The sequence below is a fragment of the Blautia acetigignens genome (assembly GCF_025566865.1).
GTDB classification, from domain to species: domain Bacteria; phylum Bacillota; class Clostridia; order Lachnospirales; family Lachnospiraceae; genus Blautia_A; species Blautia_A acetigignens.
In genome coordinates, this window is the sequence record NZ_JAOQJM010000005.1 from 58,899 (window position 1) to 82,747 (window position 23,849).

Sequence of the window (23,849 nt, forward strand, 5' to 3'; positions counted from 1 at the left end):
GAGGTCTGAACAATGGCAAGAGCAAGGAACATTAAGCCTGGATTTTTTGACAATGAAATCCTGGGAGAACTGCCGGCATTGACCCGCCTATTATTTATAGGCTTGTGGTGCCTGGCGGACCGTGAGGGGCGTTTACAGGACCGCCCCAAGCGGATAAAAAAGGAGCTGCTGGGCTATGATGATGTGACTGCAGATGATGTTGACACCATGCTGCAGCAGCTGAATGACAACGGATTTATACAGCGATACGAGATCGCAGGAGAGAAATACATACAGGTAATAAACTTCTTGAAACACCAGAATCCGCACTGTAAAGAGCAGGCCAGTGTAATACCTGCACCCGGCGAGGATATGGGCCTAGGCGTTGTGGCAGGAATCCACGTAAAAGGGCGCACGGGAACAGCTGAAAACAGCCAAGACCTCCGGACTTATCAGACCGAAAAAGAGCAGGAAAACACAAAAACACAATACATGCACGGTGCAAGTACAGTGCAAACACAAGAACAGCACAAGAAAAGCCCTGCTGATTCTCTGATACCGGATTCTCTGATACCTGATACTAAAAAACATACGGTCGTTGCCGAGCAACAGACCGCCCCGGAACCGGAGGAGCTTGACAACGAGGAAGAGGCAAAGCCAGGTAAAAGACAGCAGAGTCCTGACTGGAAAACAGCCAAGACGCCGCTGGAAAAGAGCTTTTGCAGATTTTGGGACGCCTTTCCGGCAGTGCGGAAGAGAGCAAAACCGGCGTGCTGGAAGAAGTGGAAGCTGATCAAGCCAGACGAGGAAATGACTGAGCATATACTCCACGCCATTGAGGTAAGCAAGCAGAGCAGCGACTGGAAACGCGGGTATGTGCCTATGCCGTTGACCTGGTTGAATCAAGGACGCTGGGAGGATATAAGCGAGGAGGTAAGCGTAAATGAGCACAGCAACAATGGCAGCAATGCCGCAGGAAGCCATACAGCAGGGTTCCACACAGTCGGAGACTACTAAGCCGGACAAGTACAGCATAAGCACCGCGGAAGCTCTGAGAGAGGGGTACAGCGTGCCGGAGCCGGTACCGGAAACAGTAAGCTGCAAGTATTGTGGCAGAAAGCTGGAATATTACGGCCTGGTTAGCCCGGTAGCGCCGCGACATGTGATCATATGGAAGAGTCGCCCGGAGCGCTGCACATGCAGCAAGGCGCAGGACTTCTGGAAAGACTGGGATGCAAAGGAAGAGGCCCGCAAGGCAGCTGAGGCAGAACAGAAAGCCAGGGAGGAAGAAATGCAGCGGTTCCGTAGTATGATGGAGCGCAGCGGCATGAAAGCAAGATTCCAGAACAGACGTTTTGAGAATTTTGTCCAGGACACCCAGGGACGCCGCCAGGCATACACCCAGGCAAAGAAGTACGCCGACAACTTCCAGCGTATGCGCCCAGTCAAGAACGACCGCAACCACGTAACGCCGCCGGAGATTGAGCGCAACGGCCTGTTTATGGCAGGCGGGTATGGTACCGGAAAGACCCACCTGGCAGCGGCCATTGCAAACCAGCTGATCAGTGAGGGAACGGCCTGCATCTGCATGACCATGATTGACCTGCTGGACAGGATCCGGGAAACATACAAGGCAGCTGGCAGTGACGTAGACGAAGCATACATCCTGAGCCAGTACGAGGATGTGCCGCTCCTGATCATTGACGACATAGGCAGCGAGCAGCCGACGGAGTGGGGCGTGAGCAAGATATTTGCCATTATAAACGCCAGGTATGAGGGATATATGCCGACGATCATCACAACAAATTACAGCGGCCCGGAGCTGGTGCAGCGTATGACTCCGGAGAGCGGAGACAGCAGGAACGCAGAGAAAACCCTGGACCGCCTGAAAGAGACATGCGTCGGGATTGATATGACGTGGGAGAGTTGGAGGGCGCGCTGATGGAGAACACAGGATATATAAAAGACCTGGATTGTACAAAGGACACTCCTGTTATATACGGCCATGAAGATGCGCCGATATACGGGCAGGGCATACGGATAAAGCCGAGAGTGCCAGGCCGACAGGACTCCGAACACATGAAAAAAATATGCCTGGAAGAACTTCTCCCCCTGGAAGAGTACGACATGATCGCGGTTTTATTATCCGGTGGAAAAGACAGCATAGCATGTTATTACAAACTCATTGAGTTGGGCGTGCCGAAAGAAAAAATTGAGCTATGGCACCACGACATAGACGGCGGGCACCCATCCCGGAGAATGGACTGGCGCTGTACACAAAATTATGTAAAAGCATTTGCAGAAGCTGAGCAGGTACCGCTGAGGTTATCGTGGCGGGTAAATGGATTTTTTGGAGAGCTTTACAGGATCGGCGCAAGCGAACCGGTCGAGTGGATGGACCCGGACACCGGGGAGATATGCCGGTGCAAGTTATCCAGGAAATACATACAGTGCCGGGAACTGAAAGAGAGCGCCACCGAGGAAATGGAGGAGAAGCTCAAAGAATACGGTTACAGAATGAAGTTCCCAGCGAAAACGGGAGATTTAAGCCGCCGCTGGTGCAGTGCATATCTGAAAATTATGGTTGCAGATTCTGTTATGAGCAACCTGAGCCAGTTGGGAGAGCTTGAAGAAATAGGCGAGAAACGCCAGAAGTTCCCGGCCAAGGGCGGAACCCATCAAGGCCGCTGGTGCAGTGGAAACTTGAAAGCCGTCGTGCAGGACAGTGTTACAGCAAACCTGGATAAGACCAGCAAGAATGTAAAAATACTGGTTGTTTCCGGAGAACGCCGCGGAGAATCAGCAGGGCGCTCCAAGTACAATGAAATGGAAATACACAGAACCAATGCCACAACCAAAGCCCACAGGTTGGTACACCAGTGGCGCCCGGTTATTGATTACTCGGAAAAAGACGTGTGGGAAGTATTGAAACGCCACAAGGTAAACCCACACCCGTGTTATAGAGCCGGTTGGAACCGGTGCAGTTGTGCAATGTGCATATTCTCAACGCCGCCATTGTTTGCAGGAATTCGGGAAATAATGCCGGAGGAATACGAGCTTTTAAAGAAAGATGAAGAAATCCTCGGCTTTACCCTGGACAATAAAAAGGACCTGGATAGCTTTGTGGGAGACGCGGAGTCTTGCGTATACCACGGAGACGCCAAGGCACTGCATAGCCTGGTAAGCGGAGAATTTGAAACAGCAGACATTTTTGTTGATGGCCCGTGGATGTATCCGGCCGGAGCATTCCATGGAGCAGAGGGAGGGCCTTGTTAATGAGCAAAGCAACACTATTACAAGGCGACTGCCTGGAACTTATGAACCGGATCCCGGACAGCAGCATTGACATGGTACTGAGTGACCTGCCATATGGCACAACACGCTGCCGGTGGGACGCTCCGATCAACTTGCAGGAGTTGTGGGAACAGTACCGGCGAGTGGTAAAGGAAAACGGCGCCATTGCACTTTTTAGCGCACAACCTTTTACCACAGAGCTGATCAGCAGCAACAAAGCCATGTACCGCTATGAATGGATATGGAGAAAAACACAGCCCAGCGGATTTATGAACGCCAAGAAAATGCCACTGAGAACCCACGAAAACATAGAAATATTTTACCGGAAGCCGCCGACCTATAACCCGCAAATGACGCACGGGCACCAGAGAAAGACAGCGACGGCATACGGAACCAGGGAATCGGACGGCAGCAGCTGCTATGGCCGGGAGGAAAGAAACTATACATATGACTCCACGGACCGGTATCCGGTGGATGTGCTGCAATACAGCACCGGGGACAAGTCCAAGCGCCTACACCCGACGCAGAAGCCCGTGGACCTGCTGGAATACCTGGTCAAGACCTACACGAACCCAGGAGAGACAGTCCTGGACAACTGCATGGGAGCTGGGAGCACCGGCGTTGCCTGCCTGAATACCGGACGGGAATTTGTAGGGATAGAGCTGGATCCGGAATATTACCAGATTGCAAAAGAAAGGATTGAGCAGCATGTGGAAAATATTTTTTGAATATATGGACAAGTCCGAAATTACATTAACGGGAAAAGGTTCTGACATTTCGCTTCGATTAGCAATGAAATACGACAACCTTTACAATCGCGAAGCGGTTAGAGCTGAGTATCAGAGATACCCCAAAAATAAATATGCTGCAATACCGCTGGAAGCGAAAATTAGACAGTTAAAAGAAACGGAGGAATGAGAGTCATGGGAGAAGAAAAGAGCCGTGATATTGCCGGCATTACAGTGAGATACAGTGACGGCAGCACAAAGGAAATTCAAAGCGGGTGTTGTGTGGACCTGGAAAAGGGCAGCGACGATTTATCGGTTGAAATGCTGAACGTGAAACCGTTTGACCTGGTACGCCTGGCATACGGCCTGGTGGCCGCAGTGCAGCGCCTGGGAATGAGAGACAAGCTCGAACAGTACGCAAACGGAGCTGGAGAGGGACGGGACAATGGATAAAATAACCGTTTACACCGACGGTTCCGCCCTGAGCAACGGTCGCCCTGGTTCCGGGTGCGGTTGGGCCTGCAAGCTGATGTATAAAGGCCAGGCTCGCATGAAGTCCGGCGGAGCGATAGGAGAAACTAACAACCGTATGGAAATGCAGGCGGTTTTGGAAGCTATGAAAAGTATAACTGATAAAACGATACCGGTTGAAGTGTATTCAGACAGCAACTATGTGGTGGAAACCATGAACGGCCATTTTGCTATGAAAAAGAACCGGGACCTCTGGCGGAAACTTATGAGGGAACGGCAGAAATTTACCAGTATCCGGTTTATATGGGTAAAGGGACACGATAAGAACCAGCACAACAATGATGTGGATCGCCAGGCGGTGGCAGAATCCCGGAAGATATTGGAGGCGCAGGAAAATGGACAAGTATGAGGCAGTGAAACACCTGATCGAACAGGGTAAAGACGCGACGCTGGAAGATGGCGTCGTAATGTTGAGAAGCAGAGCAACCGGCGCGGCACTGGATAGAGAATACAAGGCCATGAAAAAAGACCTGAAAACAGCAGGGTACAACGGAAGCCTGGGTATCCGAGGCGTGAGACGGGAGGCGGAAGCGTGAGAAAAGCGAGCATGAACTTTAAAAGCGGAGCTTTATATACCAAGGATGGCCGTAAACTTGCCGACATTGACAGCGGCATTGTTGAGTGGGGCGTACAGGTAACAGCGGAAGTCCCGACAAAATCGGTGGCAACGGTCACCAGGAACACAACCGGAACTATTGAGGGCAAGCTGCAGATCGGCCACCTGGATGTGTTAAGTCTTATGTACGGCATGAGAATTACAAACAACTGGTTAAAAATGCACGGCGGGATCATGGCCAGGAACGGCGGCAAGAAAAAGAAAAGGAGATTGTTTTGAACAAGATACAACAGATTTTTGGTCTGGATCCGGAATACAACAAGAAGATGGAGGAGCAAGCCAGACAGCTGCATGAGAAAGCGCTGGCAGGGAAATGGTGTTGCACATGTGAATATTGCATACCAGTAGACCCAAACCTCCCCGGCTTTGTGACGGCGTTTCCAGAATGTGAATACGGCGGCATGGCCGTCGAAACCTGCAGCAGGTACCGCGTGGCAGGAACTACAATTCGCAACAGTACCTGGGCTGACCGGATCCGCGAGAGATTTATGAGGGTGGTGTGAAGATGGACAGAAAGGAAACAACAAAGTTCCTCGGCCAGTTACTTATAAACACACGTTTTGGAGGAGCTGGGAAGCACTGGGCCAGTGAGGTAAGCATTGACCCATGGGGACGAGAAGCAAAAAGAGTTGATTACATGCAATTTTCCCCAGCTGATCAGTGCTCCATATCCGGGATAGAAAAGGGCATATTTACCTGTTACGAGATAAAGAGCTGCAAAGAAGATGTTTACAGTGGGAACGGCCTAAACTTCCTGGGAGAGAAAAACTATATTGTAACCACAATGGAGTGCTACAAGGATATTTTACCGGATTTACGCAGCGGGAAATTTTCCAAACACATGCGTGAACAGTTTCCAGAATCCTCCAACTACTTCGGCGTAATGGTTGCAATACCGGACTGGGCGGAGGCGACAGACGAATTTGAGAAACCCACACCGTTAGACGCAGAGGTAAGACAGTGGAAACTGGCGGTCATATTACCGTGCCGCTATGGACCGAGAAAACGCTCCATGACAGAATTGTTATTTTGCATGTTGCGGAGCGGACATTGAGGAGGAAGAACCATTGACAACAATAATTTTTGTTTTAGAGCTGGTCGCCCTGGCTGTCCTGATCATATGCGGGGCGTTGCTACTCCTGGATGCAGGAAGCAAGAAAAAGCAGCCAGAACACAAACCAGAGCCGCAACAACCGCAGCGGATAACAAAGCACCCAGGCAGAAGCAAGAGGCGACCAAAAGGGCAGACTGGCCGGAAGCACCCGAAAGGAAAGAGGGAGGACTGAGCTATGGAGTATACAAAGACAGTAACGGCCAAAAGAACGTACAACGTAGAATTTTACCCAGGCGTATTTGACTGCACGGTGGGCGAATTTATACAGCAGCGGGAACGCCTGGGAGTTCCAACACAGGGATTTAAGACCTGTTTTATTTGTGGCCGGCATTTGGCCATGAACAGAATACCGATTGTGATCAGCGTATCCGGAAAAGGAAACCGGTTCGCGTGTGATAAATGTTATGAAAAAAGTCAGAGGGAGAAAGAACATGAAAAAACAGAGTTGTAGAATGACACAGCAGGAGCGAGAAACGCACAGGGAAGCCACTAAGCTCCGTAAAATGACAGACCAGCAGCTGGTTGATTATGTGAATAGCCAGAAAGAACAGGCGGGGCCAGCTAAAGACCAGGAGGCCGTACATAAGGCAGAAATCGAAGAGTTGGAGGCTGAGGTCGCTAAGTACAAAGCAAAAGCCAACAAAGCGGAAGCAGAGGCCAGAAAAAATGCAGAAAATGCAGTAAAGGCCATTAAGGGCAAAAGCACCGGAGGAAAAGCAGCGGTTGAGCGATTCCTCCAGGAGCTGAAAAAAAAGACCGGATCCGGCAATGGAATCGGCAACGGTACAATTTTTAAATTAAAGAGAATCCTGGACACAATGCCGGACGATTTCGCAGAAAAGGAGGCGTGATCAATGGCATGGGATTCTGGTACATACAGGAGGGACGCCAGCAAGGCGAACCGCGGCAAACCATTTGAGGATTTTATCAATTTTGCAAACGAGAAATACCAGGCCAAAGGCATAGCAGTCATGCACAAGGTCCCCACGGAGTTTATACCGCTCCGCGGGGCACATGGCCAAGTTGCAAACTGCAAGGTAGAACGCAAGAGTTGTGTGGATTATTTGGGCCGTTTCCGGGACATCCCAGTGGCGGTCGAGGCAAAGCACACCCAGGGAGCTAGAATTGATTTCTCGGCCGTCCAGGACCACCAGGCGGAGTATTTAGACGCATGGATGGAGGGAGAGGGCAGGCAACTTGCTTTTGTGGCCGTAAGTTTTGGCATGAATCGGTTTTTTATGGTACCGTGGAGCTTCTGGAAAGCAGCTCGCGATTGTCGGGAGAGACACAAGAAAACAAAGCAAAAAGAAATTGCCATTGTGCAGCAGTATGGATGGACCTGGGAGACACCGGGAACAGCCAGCGCAAAGGCAGAAGATTTGCTTCCAGACTGGGAAGTTGATACAGGCGGTTTTTATGGCCTCCAGTACCTGCAAATAATTGACAAAATAGCAGGAGGAGAAACGAAAAATGAGAACAGAGGACCAGGTAATAACACAATTTAACATGAGATTAATCCGGGCAGTGATGCCACAGGGGGCGCCTATGATAGTCGTGTATGAGGATCCGAAAGACTATCCGGGTCTTTTTGTGGCACGCCTGTTTGATGGCCGGAAAAGTACGCACCTGATAGCCCTGGCGGACACATTAGAGGACATAAGAGAGGCAAAGCCGGAGCGGATGCGGATCGTAAATCGGATAGAACAGGACAGCCTGCAAATTGTGGAAGCCTGGCTCTAACAGAAAGGAGCAGCAAGCATGAGAAAAAAGGCAGCGGGAATATTAAAAGCAGTCTGGACGATTGTGATCAGCGCAGGCCTGATGTGCCTGAGCCTGCAAAAGCAGGTAGAGGAGCTGAGCAGATTACCAAAAAACGTGCTGGTATATGATCGAAGCCGCAAAGAAATTGTTGAGTATTACGGCACTCCGGAGAGAATTGGCAGCAGCCTGGTATTGCACGACGCAAACATCCTGAATATTGAGGATGTAAGCCACCTGGTAGAGTAGGAGGCGGCTATGGGAAGAAAAGAACGCAGAGCCAAGGAGCGGCAAGAGAGAAAAGAAAGTATCCGCATGACGCCGGATCGTATTTATGAACTGAAACAGAAAACGGCCAACGAAGCCGTCCGGAGAGTGCAGGAGATCGAGAAAGGCAAGGAAAAGCAGCGAGCGGAGACTGCTCTGGACATGCTTCTCCTGTTCGGCATGACATACCTGCATGAGCAGAAAGGCTGGGGAAAGCAGCGACTGGAAAATTATTATGATGGCTGCATGGACCTGTTGAAAGAATTTGAGGACGGCAAGCACACGATTAAGAGCCTCCGGGACAAGCTGGTGGAAGAAACAAAGATAAACCTGGCGGAGGTAAAAGAGTAATGCAGATAATTATCAATATTTTGGCCGGAATCGGAGCGTTGACCGTGTTGAGCATTGCGTGGGTAATTGTGATCATTGCCATGGACGCACACCGAGAGAAGAAGAAAGAGAAAGAAGAGACCAAAGAAAAGCAGCCAATTTGTGCACTGACAGATGAAAATTGTATTTTTGTAATGGAAAGGGGAACCTGCACAGGTTGTCCGATAGCAGAGGAGGCGGAGAAACGTGGGTACAGATAGAGTAAATAAAAACGGGGAAGGTTATCCAGATCCAACATTCGGAGGGGCCTGGGGGAACATGCGCAGGGAAGAAAAACAGCGAGAAGCTGAACGTATGGCAAAAATAAACGATCTTATACCGGTAATGAAGCAGACAGCTGAGCTTGCTGGTTTTGAGGTTGTAGGCCGGATCACACTGAGAGACAAAGGAACCGGCAAAGAATACAGATAGGGTGCTATTCTAAAATCCAAAATATATCACACAATAAGACACAGGCAGCGCAAGCTGCCTGGGAAAGGAGCCGGATGAAAGAGCCGTTTTATTATACTGAGGGCGCAGAAATTGAAATGTTTATAGATGGGAAATGGACCCGCGGCAAGGTTGTAAACGGGTACCGCTTCCGTGATGGGCTTATAACCATGGAAACAGCAGAAGGGCGCCGTGTGTGGTGCGGAGAAGCTTCAGGAGCATGGAGAGAGCCGGAAAGGAGCAGCAGTTGAGCATGGGAGAAATTATTGATCGCATGGCACAGGACACAGAAAGCCATGAACCAAAGGACACAAGACAGAGATATAAAGGAATTTGCCCGGTGTGCGGTAAAGAAAACTGGATCTGCAAAAGCCTGGCAATGGAGATGGGAATCAATACCGGCGTAGGCAGGTGCCTGGGGTGCGATACATTTTTGCACATTACATACAATCCGGAACGGCAGGAAATGGACCTGGAAAGGTTCGAGGACTACCAGAACAGTAAGAAAGCCCGCGACGATGTGGACAAAATAGCAGGAAACGTGGGATATGGAGGGCAAGACGATGATCGTATATAATGGCACATTGATTGACCTGAAAACAACTATTGCGAATATAGCAAACATATCGGTTTCTCGTAGCACGTGGGGGATTGAACAGTTTGTGCAGGAAGCATTGGTACATTACGCTCCACAGATATACAGCTATGTTTACACAGATTTACGGGGGAATATCCGAATAAACAAAAATGCTTTTGAACACCCGGATGAAGTAATTCAGTTTTTACCGCTTATTTTGGAGTTAGACGAGGGTGTGGAATATGCAGTTTATTTCGGAAATACACTAACAGAAACATTTTCGTTTATCAGAAAGCAGAAGCCACAAGAGGGATATAGTATTACAGTCCGTCCTGTTGCGGAGGCTGAATACATAAATGTAACTTTAATATTTAAGGAGGAAAGCAGACATGATGAACAAAAGCCTGATTGAATGGTGTGATTTCACATGGAATCCCGTGACAGGATGTCAGCATGGCTGCCTGTATTGTTACGCAGCTAAGCAGGCGAACAGATTTTCTGGTAATGTGCTGATCAACAAAACATCTGAGCAGCTGAGAAAAGAGTGGGACGAAAGAGGAACCCGCTGGGTGCTGGAAAAGCCTTTTAAAAACGAGATCGGGAAAGTGACGCCGTTCCCGGTAAAGTTCGAACCTATGTTTCGGGAGTATTGCCTGCCTATGCCGGCACAGAAAAAGAAACCGGCGGTTATATTTGTGGTAAGCATGGGCGACCTATTCGGGGAGTGGGTACCGGATGAATGGATCCGGAGAGTTTTCGGGGCGGCGCAAGCCGCGCCGTGGCACACGTATTTGTTTCTGACAAAGAACCCACAGAGATACATACAGCTGGCAGAAGCAGGAAAGCTGCCGCAGCAGGGAAATTTCTGGTATGGCACGACAGTAACAAGACCAGATCAGCAGTATGCCTGGTTTGAGCCTGGCACGTATAACTGGTTTTTAAGCATTGAGCCTATACAGGAGGATTTTACTTTTGATGCATCGTGGGTTATACGCAGTGAAACAAAAGGAACTTATGCGCCGCCCTGGATCATTGTCGGAGCTGAGACTGGCCAGCAGAAAAATAAAACGATACCACAGGCAGAATGGGTGCAGCATATCCTTGAATTTTCCCAGGCACACGGTAGCAAGGTATTTTTGAAAAATAACCTGGCCCCTTATTTTACCGGGGAACTGGTGCAGGATTTCCCATTTAGTTATCCCCCTAAGAATTTGGGATAGTGTGGATAAGTCAATAAATATTATGGGCGAGCGTGGAAACACGCCGCCCGGACAGGCAGGAGAGCATGAGAATTATGGGAAAAATGGATTGCGCTATGGAAGCCATGTATATGACAGATTTCTTTGAGGCGCTGGGATTTAAACGGGTGCGGGTTATGGTTGATAACAATCGTGGTACCGTTGAGGTTACACTGCTGAAAGGCAGAATCTGGCCGCTGACATGGAGAGAAAAGGCGTATTTTAAGAAATTGAAATGCTGGGGCGTGTGCTATACCGTCCGAAGAATGGTACACGGCATAAAGATATGGGACAACAGAAACTGGGACATAGATTGATCCCGACATTTATGTCGGGAACATATCGGAGAGGAGGCCGACATGGAAATTATAGCAGCATTTGTGGCCGGCGCATTGCTGGGAGCCGGGAGCCTGATCACATGGGCGTTGTGCGCAGCCAATACCATGTATGAGGAAAAACTGAAAAAGGTCAAGACAAATGAGGATATGTTGAAACTGGCAGACCGCGAGCAGCTGAGAAAAGCACTGAAACGGATGTGCTGGAAAACGACAATGTATTTAAGCCCTTTATTGAGGGAGGCGCAGGAAAAACGTATTGATGAATGGTTAGGAGAGGAGGCTGATCCAGAATGGAGAGAGTAATGGAGCAGAGCGTGGAAGAGAAAGAAGAGGTAAGAGGAACCAGCAGAGAGCCTGGCGCACTGGCAGGGGTGTACGAGGTGCTGAGCCAGCGGGCTATTGATGAAGCTATCCGCATAGGCGTAGAAGCAGGCACGGCAGCGGCGGAGAGACGCCTGGAAGAGGGCAAAAAGGAGCAGACAAAAGGAAGATATAGCCGGAGACTGCACAACACACGCCTGTTGCTGGCAAATTACCGGAATCTGAAAGAACATGTGAGCGGTGCAGTATTTAATGGCCGCAAGGCAAAAGAGAGCGCCCTGGACATTCTGGACGGCCTGGACAGCTTCGAGTACGAGGACAATTATTATATTGGCAGCATTAAGCAGAGTCAGCAGCGCACATTGATCATACTGACACACATTGACGAAATGCTGAACTTGTACCGGATATCATGCGAGCAGAGCGGCAAGGCAGAGGAAATGCGCCGGTACCGGATTTTGCACGCTGCATATATCGCGCCGGAAAAGAAGAGTGCAGAAGAAATTGCACGCGAAAATTGTGTAGAAAAGCGCACCTATTACAGTGACCTGGGAAAGGCTGTAAAGCCGCTGTCTGCCCTGATTTTCGGCATTGATGGCATAAGACTTGCATAGTGCCTGCACGGTGCAAAAAGTAGACATTTTCAATGCACTACATAGATGTTAAAATGATAGAGTGGAGGAATTGGAGAAATGGCAAGAAAGAAGAAAAAAGACGAGGTTGAGAACTATTTCAACAACGTGGCCAACTACCAGACCGAAGCGGAAGCAAGGGCCGTTACGCCGGAGGGTGTAAAGGTCTTTTGTGCTTTTGACGAGCTGGTACCTATTGGCAAAGTGGTTCCGAACCCTGGAAACCCAAACACCCATCCACCTAAGCAGGTCGCACTGCTGGCTGCCATTATCAAGGGGCAGGGATGGAGGAAACCTATTACAGTGAGCAAACGCAGCGGCTTTGTTGTGACCGGCCACGGACGCCTGGAAGCTGCACAGTCCATGCAGGCCAGTGTTGTGCCTGTTGAATACCAGGAATACGCCTCGGAGGCAGAGGAGTACGCTGATCTGATGGCAGACAACCGCCTGGCGGAACTGAGTGAAATGAACACCTCGGCGCTGGCAGACATGCTGCAGCAGATGGACACCGGGGAGATACCGCTGGAAATGAGTGGCTACACAGAGGAGGACCTGGAAGATCTGCTCAACGCCCTGGGAGGTGTGGACGATACGGAGAACAACGGAGAGGACACCGTACCGCCACCGAAAAACATTCCCATGACCCATGCCGGAGATATTTGGCACCTGGGGCAGCACCGCCTGATTTGTGGAGACAGCACCAAGCCAGAAACCCTGCAGAAGCTGCTGGGGGATGAACTGGCGCAGTGCGTGAACACTGATCCACCGTATGGCATAAGCCTGGATGGTGGCGGAGGAAACGGGAAGAGACAGAAACAGCAGATTGAAAACAACGGCATGATCGCAAACGACGAGCTGACCGACGACGACCTCCTCGGAAAGTTGTTGATTCCGGCATTTAAGAACGCCGTGAAGTACAGCAAGCCAGATGCTGCATTTTACATTTATCATGCGACTGATACCCGCAGGGACTTTGAGGACGCTATGACAGCCGCAGGCCTGTTAGAAAAGCAATATCTTATTTGGTTGAAGAACAACCACAACCTGAGCGGTACCGATTACCTGAGAGACTTCGAGCCTATGTTTTATGCAGAGAAAGCAGGACATACGGCCAAGTGGTGCGGGGATCGTAGCAACAACACCTGCTGGAAGATAACCCTCCGGGATGATGCAGGCATGGCAACCACCCTGAGCGGTGGCATTGTTGTAACTGACGGAGCAGGAGGCAAGGCTTTTATTTCTGACAAGGTACCAAAGGGAAAGAAAATCCGGTACCTGAGACTGCAGGAAGATAAAAGCGTTTTCTTATACCCGGAAGATAAGCAGGGAGCCGTTTGGGAAGTGGCAAGAGATACGGCGACGTTCCACCCGACACAGAAACCGGTGGAGCTGGCCACAAGGGCGATACTGAACAGCTCGGATCCGGGAGACATTATCCTGGACCTGTTCGGCGGTTCTGGCTTCACGCTGATCGGCGCAGAAATGACTGAGAGACAGGCCAGGCTGGTAGAGTTAAGCCCAACCTATTGTGATGGAATTATTCGGCGGTATGTAAGCTATACCGGCAATGCTGGCGTTACATGCACCAGGGACGGAAAAGAATACGCATACGTGCAGCTGAATGAGGAAAATATAAAGGCAAATATGCCGGATCCGGAAGAAACGCCGGAAGCTGCTGAGGACATCAATGTCCCTGGCAAAGAGTAACACCTGAGAGGGCGGCCACCATGGCCGTTCTTTTTATGTTTTGGAGAAAGGAGGGAGCAGCACATGGCAGCAAAGAGAGACGCGCCTGAACTATGGGAGCAGCAGGAGGGCGAGAAGTCGCAGCATTACCAAAAGTTTTGCCAGTACAGAGATATGCCATACGGAACCCAGGGACGGGAACCGGAGAAAAGAAGCATTCGACGCCTGGCAGATGCTATGGGAATGAAAAGCAAAAGCAGCATTGAAAAGCTGAGTACGCAGTGGAACTGGGTAGAACGCGCAGCGGCCTATGATGTTTACATGACCGAGCTGGAACGCTTCAAGAATGAGCAGGAAATCAAGAAAATGCACGATCTACACGCAAAACTGGGCGTGCAGCTTTTGAATAAAGCCACCCGTGGCCTGATAGCCCTCCCGGATAATGAATTGTCTGCACAGGACATTGCCCGACTGGCAGACGTCGGCGTGAAGATAGAAAGAATGAGCCGCGGCGACAGTGCGGAGAGCATAGCCGTGAGCGCAAAGGCAACCGTTGAGCACAGCGGCGGCCTGGAACTGAGCGGCAGCATTCCGGACATGTCCGACCTATCAGACGAGGAGCTGGAAAACCTTGAGCAAATACTGGGAAAGCTACATAAATAGCAGCCAGTTTGACCCAGGAACCCTGTTAAAAGGGATTCGCAGGGAACGGGCAGAGCGGTCCCTATCGGAGTTTATACAGCAGTCCTGGCCGATTATTGAGCCGGGCACCACGTATATACCGAACTGGCACATTGATCTGATATGTGAGTACCTGCACGCTGTTAGGGACGGGGAAATAAAGCGGCTTGTGATAAATATCCCGCCCCGACACATGAAAAGCATAAATGTAACGGTGTGCTTCCCCTGCTGGGCCTGGACCCAGGCACCTGAGAAAAGATTTATTAAGGTTTCGTACAGTGATTCCCTGAGCCGTAAGCACAACGTACTGAGCCGTGATATTATACAGTCTCCCTGGTACACTGAGAACTGGGGCGACATTGTAAAATTGAAAGACGACGTAAACCGGCAGAACGAATTTAAGAACACCCATCAAGGTATGATGTTTTCAACTTCTGTCGGCGGTGCACTGACTGGTGAGGGTGGCGACATAATCATAGTTGACGACCCGCAGAACCCAGCGCAGGCCAACAGTGAGACAGAGCGGCAAAACACCATAGATTTTTTCAAGAACACACTGCAGACACGACTGAACGACCCAAAGAACGGCGCGATCATTATCGTTATGCAGCGATTACATGAAATGGACCTGACCGGTTATGTGCTGGCAGAAAACCTGGGCTATGAACATTTGTGTTTACCAGCTGAGGCAGAGAAAAAGACAATAATAACATTCCCAAAAAGCGGCAAGCAGCTCATAAGGGAAGAGGGGGACATCCTGAACCCCCAACGATACGACAAGGAATCCCTGGCCGGACTAAAAAAGAGCATGGGCTCTTTACAGTATTCCGGACAGATGCAGCAGCGGCCGGCACCGGCAGACGGTAACGTCTTCAAAAAGGCCTGGTTGCAGCACTATTACACAACAGCCCCACACTGTAACATGATCATACAGAGCTGGGACATGGCATTTAAAAACAGCGACGGCAGCGCTAAGGTTGCCGGTTACGTGATGGGACGGAGCGGACCCAACGTTTATGTATTTGACCTGGTAAACGAGAAAATGAGTTTTACCCAGTCTGTGAAAGCGGTTCGGGATATGACAGCCAAGTGGCCAAAAGCCAGGGCAAAGGTTGTTGAGGACAAGGCAAACGGCCCGGCGGTTATGGATGTGCTGGGGAAAGAAGTCTCTGGCCTGGTACCGTTCAATCCACGCGGCAGCAAGGAAGAGAGAGCTATTTCAGTGACACCATATTTTGAGGCCGGGAACGTATTTTTTCCGGATCCAAACACGGCGTCATGGGTTACTGATTTACAGAAAGATTTACTGATGTTCCCAAAGGGCGTGTATAAAGATACCGTTACCGATATGCGCATCTGTTTCCAAGTGAGCAGACACAGATGGCAGCACAGCTGGATATTGAAAGGATGGAAAAATCAAATGGAGAAAAATCTGGACAGTAAAGGAAGATGGAGAAACAAAATCGTAGCATTCCGGGTATCACCGGAAGAAGCAGAGCAGATTGATGCATGTGTCCGATTATCAGGACTTAGCAAGCAGGATTATATCACAAAACGATTAACTGATCGAGAAATTGTGGTACAGGGGAACCCAAGAGTGTATAAAGCATTGCGAAATCAGATGGCAGAGATTTATGAAGAACTGAAACGTCTGAAAAAATGCAGTGAAGAAAATGAAGAGTTGTTAAGTACCCTGAGATTGGTCGCAGAGACATTGTATGGATTGAAAGGGGAAAATGAATGACAGCAAAAGAAAAAATGACTGCTCCGATTGCATCTGTTGGCGCAGATGTGGAACAGCCATTACAAAATTTTAAAACCAACCAAAGTATAGCAGATTTGCCCGGCAAGGGCAATCTGCAAGCCACAAATAGTGCGGAAAATACAGCAAAATCAGCAAATAAAAAGAATCCGAATGATCTGGAAACAGTTTCTATGATGGAATTATACGATACCGCATATCCGCCAAAACTGCCGATTGTAGATGGACTTCTGTATAACGGAACTTACCTGTTTGTGGGTTCACCGAAAATCGGGAAATCATTTTTCATGGCACAGATCGGGTATCACATCAGTAAAGGACTTCCATTGTGGGGCTTTTCAGTCAGACAGGGAACGGTTCTCTATCTGGCACTGGAAGATGATTATGCAAGACTACAGAAGCGATTATCACAGATGTTTGGAATGGAAGGCAGTGAGAATTTTTATTTCGCTACAAAATCCAAATCGCTTAATGACGGACTGGAAAGACAGCTTGTAACGTTTGTGACAGAGCATAAAGATGCAAGATTGATTATCATTGATACTCTTCAGAAGGTTCGAGAGGTCGGTGGAGATAAATTCAGTTATGCTAGCGATTACGAGATTGTAACAAAGCTGAAAGCATTCAGTGATAAATATGGGATCTGTTTTCTGGTAGTGCATCATACAAGAAAAATGGAATCTTCCGATAGTTTTGATATGATTTCCGGTACGAATGGATTGCTGGGGGCTGCGGATGGAGCGTTCGTCATGCAGAAAGAAAAACGGACAGATAATAAAGCAGTTCTGGAAGTGGCAGGGCGTGACCAGCAGGATCAGAAACTGTGGTTGAACTTTAACCGGGAGAGATGTGTCTGGGAACTTACCAAGACAGAAACAGAACTTTGGAAAGAACCAGAAGATCCATTATTGGAAAAAATCAAAGAACTTGTAACAGAAATTACGCCAGAGTGGGCAGGAACAGCAACAGAGCTTGTGGAAGTATTGCAAGTGGAAATGCAGCCGAACGCCTTATCACGAAAATTAAATGTCAGCCTGGAACGACTGATTCTGGAATATGGAATCCAGTATAAAACAGAGCGGGGACACGACGGAAGAAAAATTAGATTAACCTTTGTCGGAAAACAAGCGTGACGATATGTGACGGTTGTGACGGTATTTTCTATAGCGTGACGGTAGTGAAAATATCGTCACTATCGTCACGACCGTCACGGAAAGGAGAAACATGGAAAGAAAATCACAGGTACAGATACCAAAAGATTTATTGCTGGCATTGTTTCAGTATCATCTTGCCGGGAACGAGGAATATTTGCCGGAGATAGAAAATGCATTGATGGAAAAATTAGACAGTATGGTAAAAAGAGAACTTTATACAACCTTTAAAACAGCAGCAACAGAAGAAGAACGGGAAAAGGCAAGACAAGAGTATTTGGATAAGTGCGGAATGCATGAGGACTTTCGATGGTAAAGGTTCTGCTTGATTACCTAATGACAGGAGCGTGGCACGCACCTGTAGATAGCAGACAAGGAGAAAACAGGGAAGGTGCAGTCGGGAGTTGGCTGGCGAAGCAAGGATATTTTCAAAAGGGGGCCCTGATTCAGGGCGTCCCTGCGGAAAAGATAAATGAAGGGAGAATGACACAATGAGAGAAGGAAGATTAGGTTACAACAGTTATAACAAAAGATATGGATTATTGTCATCAGACTTATGGATTGATACGGGATTTCACTGTGGAGAATGCCTGGAAGTTCTGGTTGATGATCAGTGGGTAAAGACACGAATGGAAATGAATTTGGCGAGGGAATGGTATTTGGTTGGAACACCGTATTGTGGAGATCTGGAGTATGTACGGGCAAGGATACCGGAATAAAGCAGACAGGAAGAGTAATAGTCGGTTTGTTGTTCGTGAAAAAATAAGCCCGGATACGGGCAAAAAAGAGGGCGGATACGCCCAAAATGAAAAGCGAAAGCCAAGTTGTGGTAGATGTAAGAAGCATCTCACAAAGCCCTCGGCGTTTGAGAGCGAAATACACCCATCGCACAAATCAAAGATTTGTACTCAGGGTATTTCGCCCTGCCGGGAGCTGTTCCACCGACAGGCGGATAGTTCGTAAACGGATGCCGATGCATCCACTCACAAATAATATGGCAGAATTTACTTTGCCGAAGACAAGGAGGGAGTGCCTATCGGAAGAAATTCATTTATTCAAATGACAAAACTAAGCAATGTAAAAGGCAGAATCACTTATATATCCAGTCATGCAAAACAGGAAAATCTTTATGCGGTTTATGAAACTACAGAACGGAAATTCTGGAGAGAACTTGCAAAGTGTAATCAGGAAGAATTTAAAAAAAGCGGAACAGAAGGAAAATGTATTGAGGCAAGAGAATTGATCATTGCTTTGCCAGAGAGCTTTACAGAATTTCAGCCAGACAGATTGTTGCAACTTTTTACAAATCATTTTAAACAGAATTATGGAACAGAGTGTATTGCTGCTTTACACCACAATAAAAGAAAGACCAATTATCACATTCATTTGATATTTGCAGAACGGAAGCTATTGGATGAACCAATCATTAAGATTGCCAGCAGAAATATGTTTTATGATGAAAATGGAAAACATGTCCGAACCAAGAAAGAGATATTAGGAGAAGATGGCGAGATCCGAGAAGGCTGCAGTATCGTGAAAAAAGGTGAAGTATATGAGAAAAAATTGTTTACAGTGAAAGAGGAACGCTTCAAGAGTAATTCATTTCTGGATGAGGTAAAGCATTCTTATACAGATTTAATCAATATTTATGTGCAGGACGAGAAACAGAAACTACAGGTATTTGAGCGTGGTGGCGTGTATCTTGCAACGAAGAAAATTGGAAAGAACAATCCAAAAGCGTATGAGATAGAAGTCGATAATCGGAAACGTCAGGAATGGAACAGAGCTGTTGATATGGCATTGATCAGCGGAGTATCAGAACCGCAGATATTGGAAGTGAAGCGAAAACAAATTACTGAATCAATTAAGAAATCTATTGCCAGTCATGGAAACAGTCCGGGATTATTTGGCAGAGTTATAGCAGTGGCGGTTGAAACACTGGAATTTTTGATAGAAAGTGTGCTGTTTAAAAAATCCAGAGAAGTGTCGGAACAGATTAACGTGGCACAGGCAGGAACAACGGAACCTGAGCAAACAGAGAGGATTGCAGAAAATATCGTACCAGAAAGTGTGAAGATAAAAGAAGAAAAGGCAGAACCGAAGCAGCCAGAAATGACAAGGCTTGCATCAAAATATCCGAAATTTTTCAAAGTCAAGAAAGAACTGGACGAACAAAATACTGCAATTCAACAGAAACAAAAACAGCTTTCTGCAAAGAAAAAAGAACTGTCAGAAGTCAAGGGATGGTTTAAGGGAAGGAAGAAAAAAGCATTGCAGGAAGAAATTGATGAACTGACAAGCCAGATCAGGAATATGAAAGACTATCTTCCAAGGATTGTACAGAAAATCGGTTACAGAAGCGTACAGGAATTTTTGAAAGATTTTAAAGTTTCTCAAACTGAGTATAGCGAGTATCGAACTGCAATAGAAAAATGGAAGAAAGAAACAGGAAAAGAGCCATTAGCACACAGTATTAGGGCGAAGCTGGCAGAAAAGAAACAGGAAATACAGAATGAACAGAAAAATAAACAGCACACCCGCAAACAGAATAAAGACCGGGGAGCAAGGTAGGAGGACAATCATGGAAAAACACATTATGGGAGAAAATGGAATTGGCTATACTTTAGGAGAGGACGATCTGTATTATCCAGACCTGTATCTCCCGGAAGAGACAGAGTATCCGATTGGAAAATATGGAATGTTGAGAAAAGCTTACTTGAAAGAGCATCGGAAAGGCTTGTATTTGGAGCTGGTACTTGCCGGGAAGTTAAATGAACATCTGCATCAGATTGATGAGGAGTGTAATCAGATGATGGACAGACTGGTGGAGCAGATGAAAGAAAAGCAGGGAGCGACGGAACAGTTGAAAGCGGAGAATCAGATGTTGTGGGTGAGGATGTGTAATAATATCCGACATTGTGCAGAGGAAGTAGTGCTGAAAGAAATTGTATATGCGTAGATTAGAGGGCGGTCAGTGACTGCCCTATTTACGATTTTATGGCGCATTATAATGGAACTATGGAAATGTATGTGGTAAACTATTTATGTATTTATTACAATTTTGAGGAGGGTTGTCATGGAAAAAGAAGAAAAATCAAGTTCTATTGAGCAACAAATGGCAGAGCAGGTAATTTTTCAGAAGGTAAATGACTGGTTGGGCATAGAGCTGGTAGAAAATGCGAAAATCTTTGTAGGCAATACATTTATGCAACCCGATTTTTATTCTAAAGCGGATGGGATAATTGGAGAAATTTTTGCACATATTGGAAAACCCAAGAAAGCTCAGGATAATAAGATTTCAAATGATATTCTGAAAATGCTTCTCCTTGAAAAAATTGAGGGAAAGATATACAGAAAAATTATTGTAGTATGTGATGAAGATGAGATGAAAAAATTAAAAGGTACATCTGTTCTTGCGGAATGTATCAGACAATTCGATATTGAAGTGAAAATGATAGAGATAGAGACTGATTTACGAGATACCTTGATTGAAGCACAGAAAAGGCAACGAATGGTAAATGCGTAAAATATAATAAATTTGGAGGGGACGAATGATGGAAAAAGATTACATAGAAGTAAAGTCATTTGGAAAAGTGTTTCCCAAAAAGGGAGCAAATGCAAGAATACCATATGAACATCAAAAATGTGCAATGGAAAATCTCGATATTATGAATAAAAATGCGAAGTACAGCACTATGATTGTACTTCCTACTGGTGGAGGAAAAACGTACACAGCTTCTATGTGGCTTTTAAGAAATGCACTGGATCAGAAAAAGAAAATATTATGGATTGCACATCGTCAGATGTTACTTGACCAAGCAGCAGAATCTTTTCAGAAGTTTGCGTATTCAGAGGTAATACCACATATTCCGTCCTTCCAGTATAGGATTATATCTGGTGCATCTACCCATGATAGAACTATTGATATTCAACCCACGGACAATTTGTTGATTATGAGCAAGGATAGCATAGGTAGAAATTTACAGTGCTTAGATGTATGGATCGAGGGCGAAAAGGAAATCTTTTTAATTGTAGACGAAGCACACCATTCTACTGCTAAAACTTATCGAAAAGTAATTGATTATGTAAAAACAAAGGTATCAAATGTAAAATTGATTGGATTGACTGCTACACCATTCCGTACTGCTGATGGGGAACAGGGACTTTTGGCAAAAATTTATGAGGACGGTTTACAAGGTGGAAAGGCGGTTCATGGAAACATAGGTATTACATATCAGATAGGGTTAAAAGAGTTGATAAATCGACGCATTTTATCAAAACCTATTTTTGAAAGTTATTACACAGATGAAATGTATGGAGAATCATTAGGTTTGAATGGTTGGGAGAGTATCCAACGATTGGACGTATTGCCGGAAGATGTAGCAGGACAAATGGCAGATAGTGCAGCACGAAACAAGTTGATTGTCCAGACATACAAGGCAAAAGAGAAAGAGTATGGACAGACGATAGTATTTGCAATCAATGTAGTTCATGCAATTCATCTAAGTGCGTTGTTTAATAAAGAGGGAATAAAGTCGGAGTTCATTGTGTCTGATGTAAAAGATTCTGTGACAGGAGTGAGAATCAGCAGAGAAGACAACGAGAGGAAATTAGAAGAATATAGAGAAGGAAAAGTAAAGGTACTTGTGAATGTAAATATTTTGACAGAGGGAGTGGACTTGCCACAAACCAAAACAGTATTTTTAGCAAGACCAACTGTTTCTACAATCCTTATGACACAGATGATAGGACGGGCACTTAGAGGAGAAGCTGCTGGCGGAACTTCTTCAGCATATATAGTTTCTTTTGTAGATAATTGGAATGAACATATTGCATGGGTAAATCCAGACAGTCTGTTCAGTGGAAATAATGAATTTACAGATAATTCAACAGAGCATATGAAGCATGAATTACGCATGATAGCGATTTCTAAAATAGAAGAGTTTGCTTCTGTGCTTGACGATTCTGTAGATACCACAGTATTAGAAAAAGTACCATTTGTACAAAGAATTCCGATTGGAATGTATGCGTTTGCCTATTTAGAAGAAAATGGAGTGGATTCTTCCTATCAAGTAATGGTATATGACAGTACGAAAAAAGCATATGAAGAATTGATGAAAGGCTTACCAAGTCTGTTCCAAAGTTTTCAGTGTGAAGAGGAATATCCGGCAGAAGAATTGCTTGAAGAAATGGCAGAGCAATGTAGAAACACGTTTTTCTTAGGCGAAATGATACCACCATATGAAGAAAAAGATGTGATACGAATTTTGAAATATTATGCCCAGTACGAAACTTCGCCACAGTTCTATTCATTTGATGATATAGACAGAAGCAAGTTAGATGTTGCTGCGATTGCAAAACATATTTGGGATGAGGATATGGGGCAGAGACAGAAAACAGAATATGTAAATGCCTTATGGGAAAATAGTGATGATAATTTGTTAAAATTGTTTTTTGGACGAAAATTGTATTTCTGGAGACAACTGGATATAGAGTTAACAAAACTGTCTAATCCGCATATTTATGACGAAGAAGAAAACGTGCAGCGAGGTATTAGAAAACTGGAGGATTTACCATTGTTCGAGATTGGAAAGGTAAATCCGGAACTGGAAAAAAATCTTCGGGATACAGCATTTGCTAAATCAGAAGATACAGATGGAAATTATACCTGTGCCTGTTGTGGAGCAAAAGGCAAAGACCGTATTTTCTTTCAGGTAGACCATGTGATACCGATGAATAAAGGTGGAAAAACTGTGGCAGAGAATTTGCAGATACTTTGTAGACAATGTAATGGGTTGAAGGGGGATAAAATTGATTGAGCTATATTATGATTCATTTGATTTTGCTTGTATCATACATAGTCTGGATATTGGAACTAAGACAGCGAGTATCATGTTGGAAAAAATTTGGAAAGAAGATAATCAATATTTAAGTCCATATTATCGAACAAATTTGCGTCAATTATATTTGGATGTGCATTATTGGACAGATTATTTGTGCGACAAACCAGAAATAGATAAGGAGTTTCCAACTATTCAGAAAGATTTTCATTCTTTTGGTAAGGATATGGAAGAAGAAGCCTTCATTACGGATTATTTTGATATTGATTTATTTTTCAAAATGAAACGAGTGCAGATTCTTTATTTGGACGGACAAGATTATGTGAGAATGAAACTACGGACATTATTAAAAGCATATGGATATAAACGTCGGACACAAGAGTTGTTGAAATACCTTAGGGAGTGTATGATGTTTTACCATATGCAGACATATCTTCGTGGAAAAGAAGAATGTGATATTGGAGAGATTGGACTTGATGAGATGATAACGATTCGGGTGCTCTGATACATTGTGTTT

At 46.3% G+C, this 23,849-nt stretch carries 38 protein-coding genes and 1 pseudogene; all 39 read left to right on the forward strand.

The genetic code is table 11. The features are described 5' to 3' along the window. Positions 1–12: 12 nt before the first annotated feature. Positions 13–996, forward strand: coding sequence for a hypothetical protein (locus tag OCV70_RS07950; RefSeq protein WP_262579543.1), 984 nt, complete (start codon positions 13–15; stop codon positions 994–996). After that, entirely contained in the window at positions 923–1,921 is a 999-nt protein-coding gene (locus OCV70_RS07955) for an ATP-binding protein (protein WP_262579544.1), read from the forward strand. Before OCV70_RS07950 ends, OCV70_RS07955 begins: the two co-directional genes overlap by 74 nt. Before the next feature lie 137 nt (positions 1,922–2,058). Then, complete coding sequence (locus tag OCV70_RS07960) at positions 2,059–3,255, forward strand: phosphoadenosine phosphosulfate reductase domain-containing protein (protein WP_262579546.1); 1,197 nt, start codon at positions 2,059–2,061, stop codon at positions 3,253–3,255. Further along, entirely contained in the window at positions 3,255–4,001 is a 747-nt protein-coding gene (locus OCV70_RS07965) for a DNA-methyltransferase (protein WP_114001896.1), read from the forward strand. The genes OCV70_RS07960 and OCV70_RS07965 overlap by 1 nt, the downstream gene beginning before the upstream one ends. Then, positions 3,982–4,191: a hypothetical protein gene (locus OCV70_RS07970; protein WP_262579548.1), complete on the forward strand. Its 210-nt coding sequence runs from the start codon at positions 3,982–3,984 to the stop codon at positions 4,189–4,191. Before OCV70_RS07965 ends, OCV70_RS07970 begins: the two co-directional genes overlap by 20 nt. 5 nt (positions 4,192–4,196) lie before the next feature. Then, complete coding sequence (locus OCV70_RS07975; RefSeq protein WP_262579550.1) at positions 4,197–4,454, forward strand: hypothetical protein; 258 nt, start codon at positions 4,197–4,199, stop codon at positions 4,452–4,454. Then, positions 4,447–4,881: a ribonuclease H family protein gene (locus tag OCV70_RS07980; RefSeq protein ID WP_015525419.1), complete on the forward strand. Its 435-nt coding sequence runs from the start codon at positions 4,447–4,449 to the stop codon at positions 4,879–4,881. The genes OCV70_RS07975 and OCV70_RS07980 overlap by 8 nt, the downstream gene beginning before the upstream one ends. Then, positions 4,868–5,068: a hypothetical protein gene (locus OCV70_RS07985; protein ID WP_015525420.1), complete on the forward strand. Its 201-nt coding sequence runs from the start codon at positions 4,868–4,870 to the stop codon at positions 5,066–5,068. The genes OCV70_RS07980 and OCV70_RS07985 overlap by 14 nt, the downstream gene beginning before the upstream one ends. Then, positions 5,065–5,367, forward strand: a complete 303-nt coding sequence (locus OCV70_RS07990) for a hypothetical protein (protein WP_262579551.1) — start codon at positions 5,065–5,067, stop codon at positions 5,365–5,367. Before OCV70_RS07985 ends, OCV70_RS07990 begins: the two co-directional genes overlap by 4 nt. After that, positions 5,364–5,651, forward strand: coding sequence for a hypothetical protein (locus OCV70_RS07995; RefSeq protein WP_262579553.1), 288 nt, complete (start codon positions 5,364–5,366; stop codon positions 5,649–5,651). The genes OCV70_RS07990 and OCV70_RS07995 overlap by 4 nt, the downstream gene beginning before the upstream one ends. A gap of 2 nt (positions 5,652–5,653) precedes the next feature. Beyond that, positions 5,654–6,202: a hypothetical protein gene (locus OCV70_RS08000; protein WP_015525421.1), complete on the forward strand. Its 549-nt coding sequence runs from the start codon at positions 5,654–5,656 to the stop codon at positions 6,200–6,202. Positions 6,203–6,215: 13 nt separating this feature from the next. After that, positions 6,216–6,434: a flagellar basal body-associated FliL family protein gene (locus OCV70_RS08005; protein ID WP_262579555.1), complete on the forward strand. Its 219-nt coding sequence runs from the start codon at positions 6,216–6,218 to the stop codon at positions 6,432–6,434. A gap of 3 nt (positions 6,435–6,437) precedes the next feature. After that, the gene (locus tag OCV70_RS08010; protein WP_114001887.1) at positions 6,438–6,713 is read left to right on the forward strand and encodes a hypothetical protein; all 276 of its coding nucleotides are present in this window, start codon (positions 6,438–6,440) and stop codon (positions 6,711–6,713) included. Continuing rightward, entirely contained in the window at positions 6,694–7,113 is a 420-nt protein-coding gene (locus tag OCV70_RS08015; protein WP_147238619.1) for a hypothetical protein, read from the forward strand. The genes OCV70_RS08010 and OCV70_RS08015 overlap by 20 nt, the downstream gene beginning before the upstream one ends. 3 nt (positions 7,114–7,116) lie before the next feature. Then, a complete protein-coding gene (locus OCV70_RS08020; protein ID WP_262579556.1) occupies positions 7,117–7,767 on the forward strand; it encodes a Holliday junction resolvase RecU in 651 nt (216 codons plus the stop codon). Further along, positions 7,733–8,002: a hypothetical protein gene (locus OCV70_RS08025; RefSeq protein WP_015525425.1), complete on the forward strand. Its 270-nt coding sequence runs from the start codon at positions 7,733–7,735 to the stop codon at positions 8,000–8,002. Before OCV70_RS08020 ends, OCV70_RS08025 begins: the two co-directional genes overlap by 35 nt. Positions 8,003–8,020: 18 nt before the next feature. Beyond that, the gene (locus OCV70_RS08030) at positions 8,021–8,269 is read left to right on the forward strand and encodes a hypothetical protein (RefSeq protein WP_262579559.1); all 249 of its coding nucleotides are present in this window, start codon (positions 8,021–8,023) and stop codon (positions 8,267–8,269) included. Positions 8,270–8,278: 9 nt separating this feature from the next. Then, positions 8,279–8,638 carry a hypothetical protein gene (locus OCV70_RS08035; RefSeq protein WP_015525427.1) on the forward strand — a complete coding sequence of 120 codons (360 nt, stop codon included), beginning with the start codon at positions 8,279–8,281 and terminating at the stop codon, positions 8,636–8,638. Then, entirely contained in the window at positions 8,638–8,877 is a 240-nt protein-coding gene (locus OCV70_RS08040; protein WP_262579560.1) for a hypothetical protein, read from the forward strand. Before OCV70_RS08035 ends, OCV70_RS08040 begins: the two co-directional genes overlap by 1 nt. Continuing rightward, complete coding sequence (locus OCV70_RS08045) at positions 8,864–9,088, forward strand: hypothetical protein (protein WP_262579562.1); 225 nt, start codon at positions 8,864–8,866, stop codon at positions 9,086–9,088. The genes OCV70_RS08040 and OCV70_RS08045 overlap by 14 nt, the downstream gene beginning before the upstream one ends. 74 nt (positions 9,089–9,162) lie before the next feature. Further along, a complete protein-coding gene (locus OCV70_RS08050) occupies positions 9,163–9,357 on the forward strand; it encodes a hypothetical protein (RefSeq protein ID WP_110103660.1) in 195 nt (64 codons plus the stop codon). A 2-nt stretch (positions 9,358–9,359) separates the two neighbouring features. Then, positions 9,360–9,683: a hypothetical protein gene (locus OCV70_RS08055; protein WP_262579565.1), complete on the forward strand. Its 324-nt coding sequence runs from the start codon at positions 9,360–9,362 to the stop codon at positions 9,681–9,683. Continuing rightward, complete coding sequence (locus OCV70_RS08060) at positions 9,670–10,095, forward strand: hypothetical protein (protein ID WP_262579566.1); 426 nt, start codon at positions 9,670–9,672, stop codon at positions 10,093–10,095. The genes OCV70_RS08055 and OCV70_RS08060 overlap by 14 nt, the downstream gene beginning before the upstream one ends. Next, positions 10,073–10,903: a DUF5131 family protein gene (locus OCV70_RS08065; protein ID WP_147238617.1), complete on the forward strand. Its 831-nt coding sequence runs from the start codon at positions 10,073–10,075 to the stop codon at positions 10,901–10,903. The genes OCV70_RS08060 and OCV70_RS08065 overlap by 23 nt, the downstream gene beginning before the upstream one ends. Positions 10,904–10,977: 74 nt before the next feature. Beyond that, positions 10,978–11,238, forward strand: coding sequence for a hypothetical protein (locus tag OCV70_RS08070; RefSeq protein WP_262579569.1), 261 nt, complete (start codon positions 10,978–10,980; stop codon positions 11,236–11,238). A 42-nt stretch (positions 11,239–11,280) separates the two neighbouring features. Continuing rightward, on the forward strand, positions 11,281–11,562 hold the full coding sequence (locus tag OCV70_RS08075; protein ID WP_114001879.1) for a hypothetical protein: 282 nt from the start codon (positions 11,281–11,283) through the stop codon (positions 11,560–11,562). Further along, positions 11,550–12,194 (forward strand): hypothetical protein, encoded by a 645-nt coding sequence (locus OCV70_RS08080; protein ID WP_114001878.1) that lies wholly within the window; start codon positions 11,550–11,552, stop codon positions 12,192–12,194. Before OCV70_RS08075 ends, OCV70_RS08080 begins: the two co-directional genes overlap by 13 nt. Positions 12,195–12,272: 78 nt before the next feature. Beyond that, positions 12,273–13,919, forward strand: coding sequence for a site-specific DNA-methyltransferase (locus OCV70_RS08085; RefSeq protein WP_262579570.1), 1,647 nt, complete (start codon positions 12,273–12,275; stop codon positions 13,917–13,919). A 63-nt stretch (positions 13,920–13,982) separates the two neighbouring features. Next, positions 13,983–14,561 carry a hypothetical protein gene (locus tag OCV70_RS08090; protein WP_015525437.1) on the forward strand — a complete coding sequence of 193 codons (579 nt, stop codon included), beginning with the start codon at positions 13,983–13,985 and terminating at the stop codon, positions 14,559–14,561. A 961-nt stretch (positions 14,562–15,522) separates the two neighbouring features. Then, positions 15,523–15,885: pseudogene (terL, locus tag OCV70_RS19685) on the forward strand (phage terminase large subunit); the annotation flags it as partial. Between the two features lie 114 nt (positions 15,886–15,999). After that, a complete protein-coding gene (locus OCV70_RS19690; protein ID WP_173767881.1) occupies positions 16,000–16,323 on the forward strand; it encodes a plasmid mobilization protein in 324 nt (107 codons plus the stop codon). Next, positions 16,320–17,474, forward strand: coding sequence for an AAA family ATPase (locus OCV70_RS08105; RefSeq protein ID WP_173767879.1), 1,155 nt, complete (start codon positions 16,320–16,322; stop codon positions 17,472–17,474). Before OCV70_RS19690 ends, OCV70_RS08105 begins: the two co-directional genes overlap by 4 nt. Before the next feature lie 91 nt (positions 17,475–17,565). Continuing rightward, entirely contained in the window at positions 17,566–17,808 is a 243-nt protein-coding gene (locus OCV70_RS08110) for a complexin-2 (RefSeq protein ID WP_173767877.1), read from the forward strand. Between the two features lie 175 nt (positions 17,809–17,983). After that, positions 17,984–18,211, forward strand: coding sequence for a DUF5348 domain-containing protein (locus OCV70_RS08115; RefSeq protein WP_005340457.1), 228 nt, complete (start codon positions 17,984–17,986; stop codon positions 18,209–18,211). Positions 18,212–18,551: 340 nt separating this feature from the next. Beyond that, positions 18,552–20,063 carry a MobA/MobL family protein gene (locus OCV70_RS08120; protein WP_173767875.1) on the forward strand — a complete coding sequence of 504 codons (1,512 nt, stop codon included), beginning with the start codon at positions 18,552–18,554 and terminating at the stop codon, positions 20,061–20,063. A gap of 10 nt (positions 20,064–20,073) precedes the next feature. Next, a complete protein-coding gene (locus OCV70_RS08125; protein WP_173767873.1) occupies positions 20,074–20,451 on the forward strand; it encodes a TnpV protein in 378 nt (125 codons plus the stop codon). A gap of 117 nt (positions 20,452–20,568) precedes the next feature. Beyond that, entirely contained in the window at positions 20,569–21,018 is a 450-nt protein-coding gene (locus tag OCV70_RS08130) for a hypothetical protein (protein ID WP_173767871.1), read from the forward strand. 25 nt (positions 21,019–21,043) lie between these two features. Then, positions 21,044–23,311 (forward strand): DEAD/DEAH box helicase family protein, encoded by a 2,268-nt coding sequence (locus tag OCV70_RS08135; RefSeq protein WP_202031104.1) that lies wholly within the window; start codon positions 21,044–21,046, stop codon positions 23,309–23,311. Further along, complete coding sequence (locus OCV70_RS08140; RefSeq protein ID WP_173767869.1) at positions 23,304–23,837, forward strand: hypothetical protein; 534 nt, start codon at positions 23,304–23,306, stop codon at positions 23,835–23,837. The genes OCV70_RS08135 and OCV70_RS08140 overlap by 8 nt, the downstream gene beginning before the upstream one ends. Positions 23,838–23,849 lie beyond the last annotated feature (12 nt).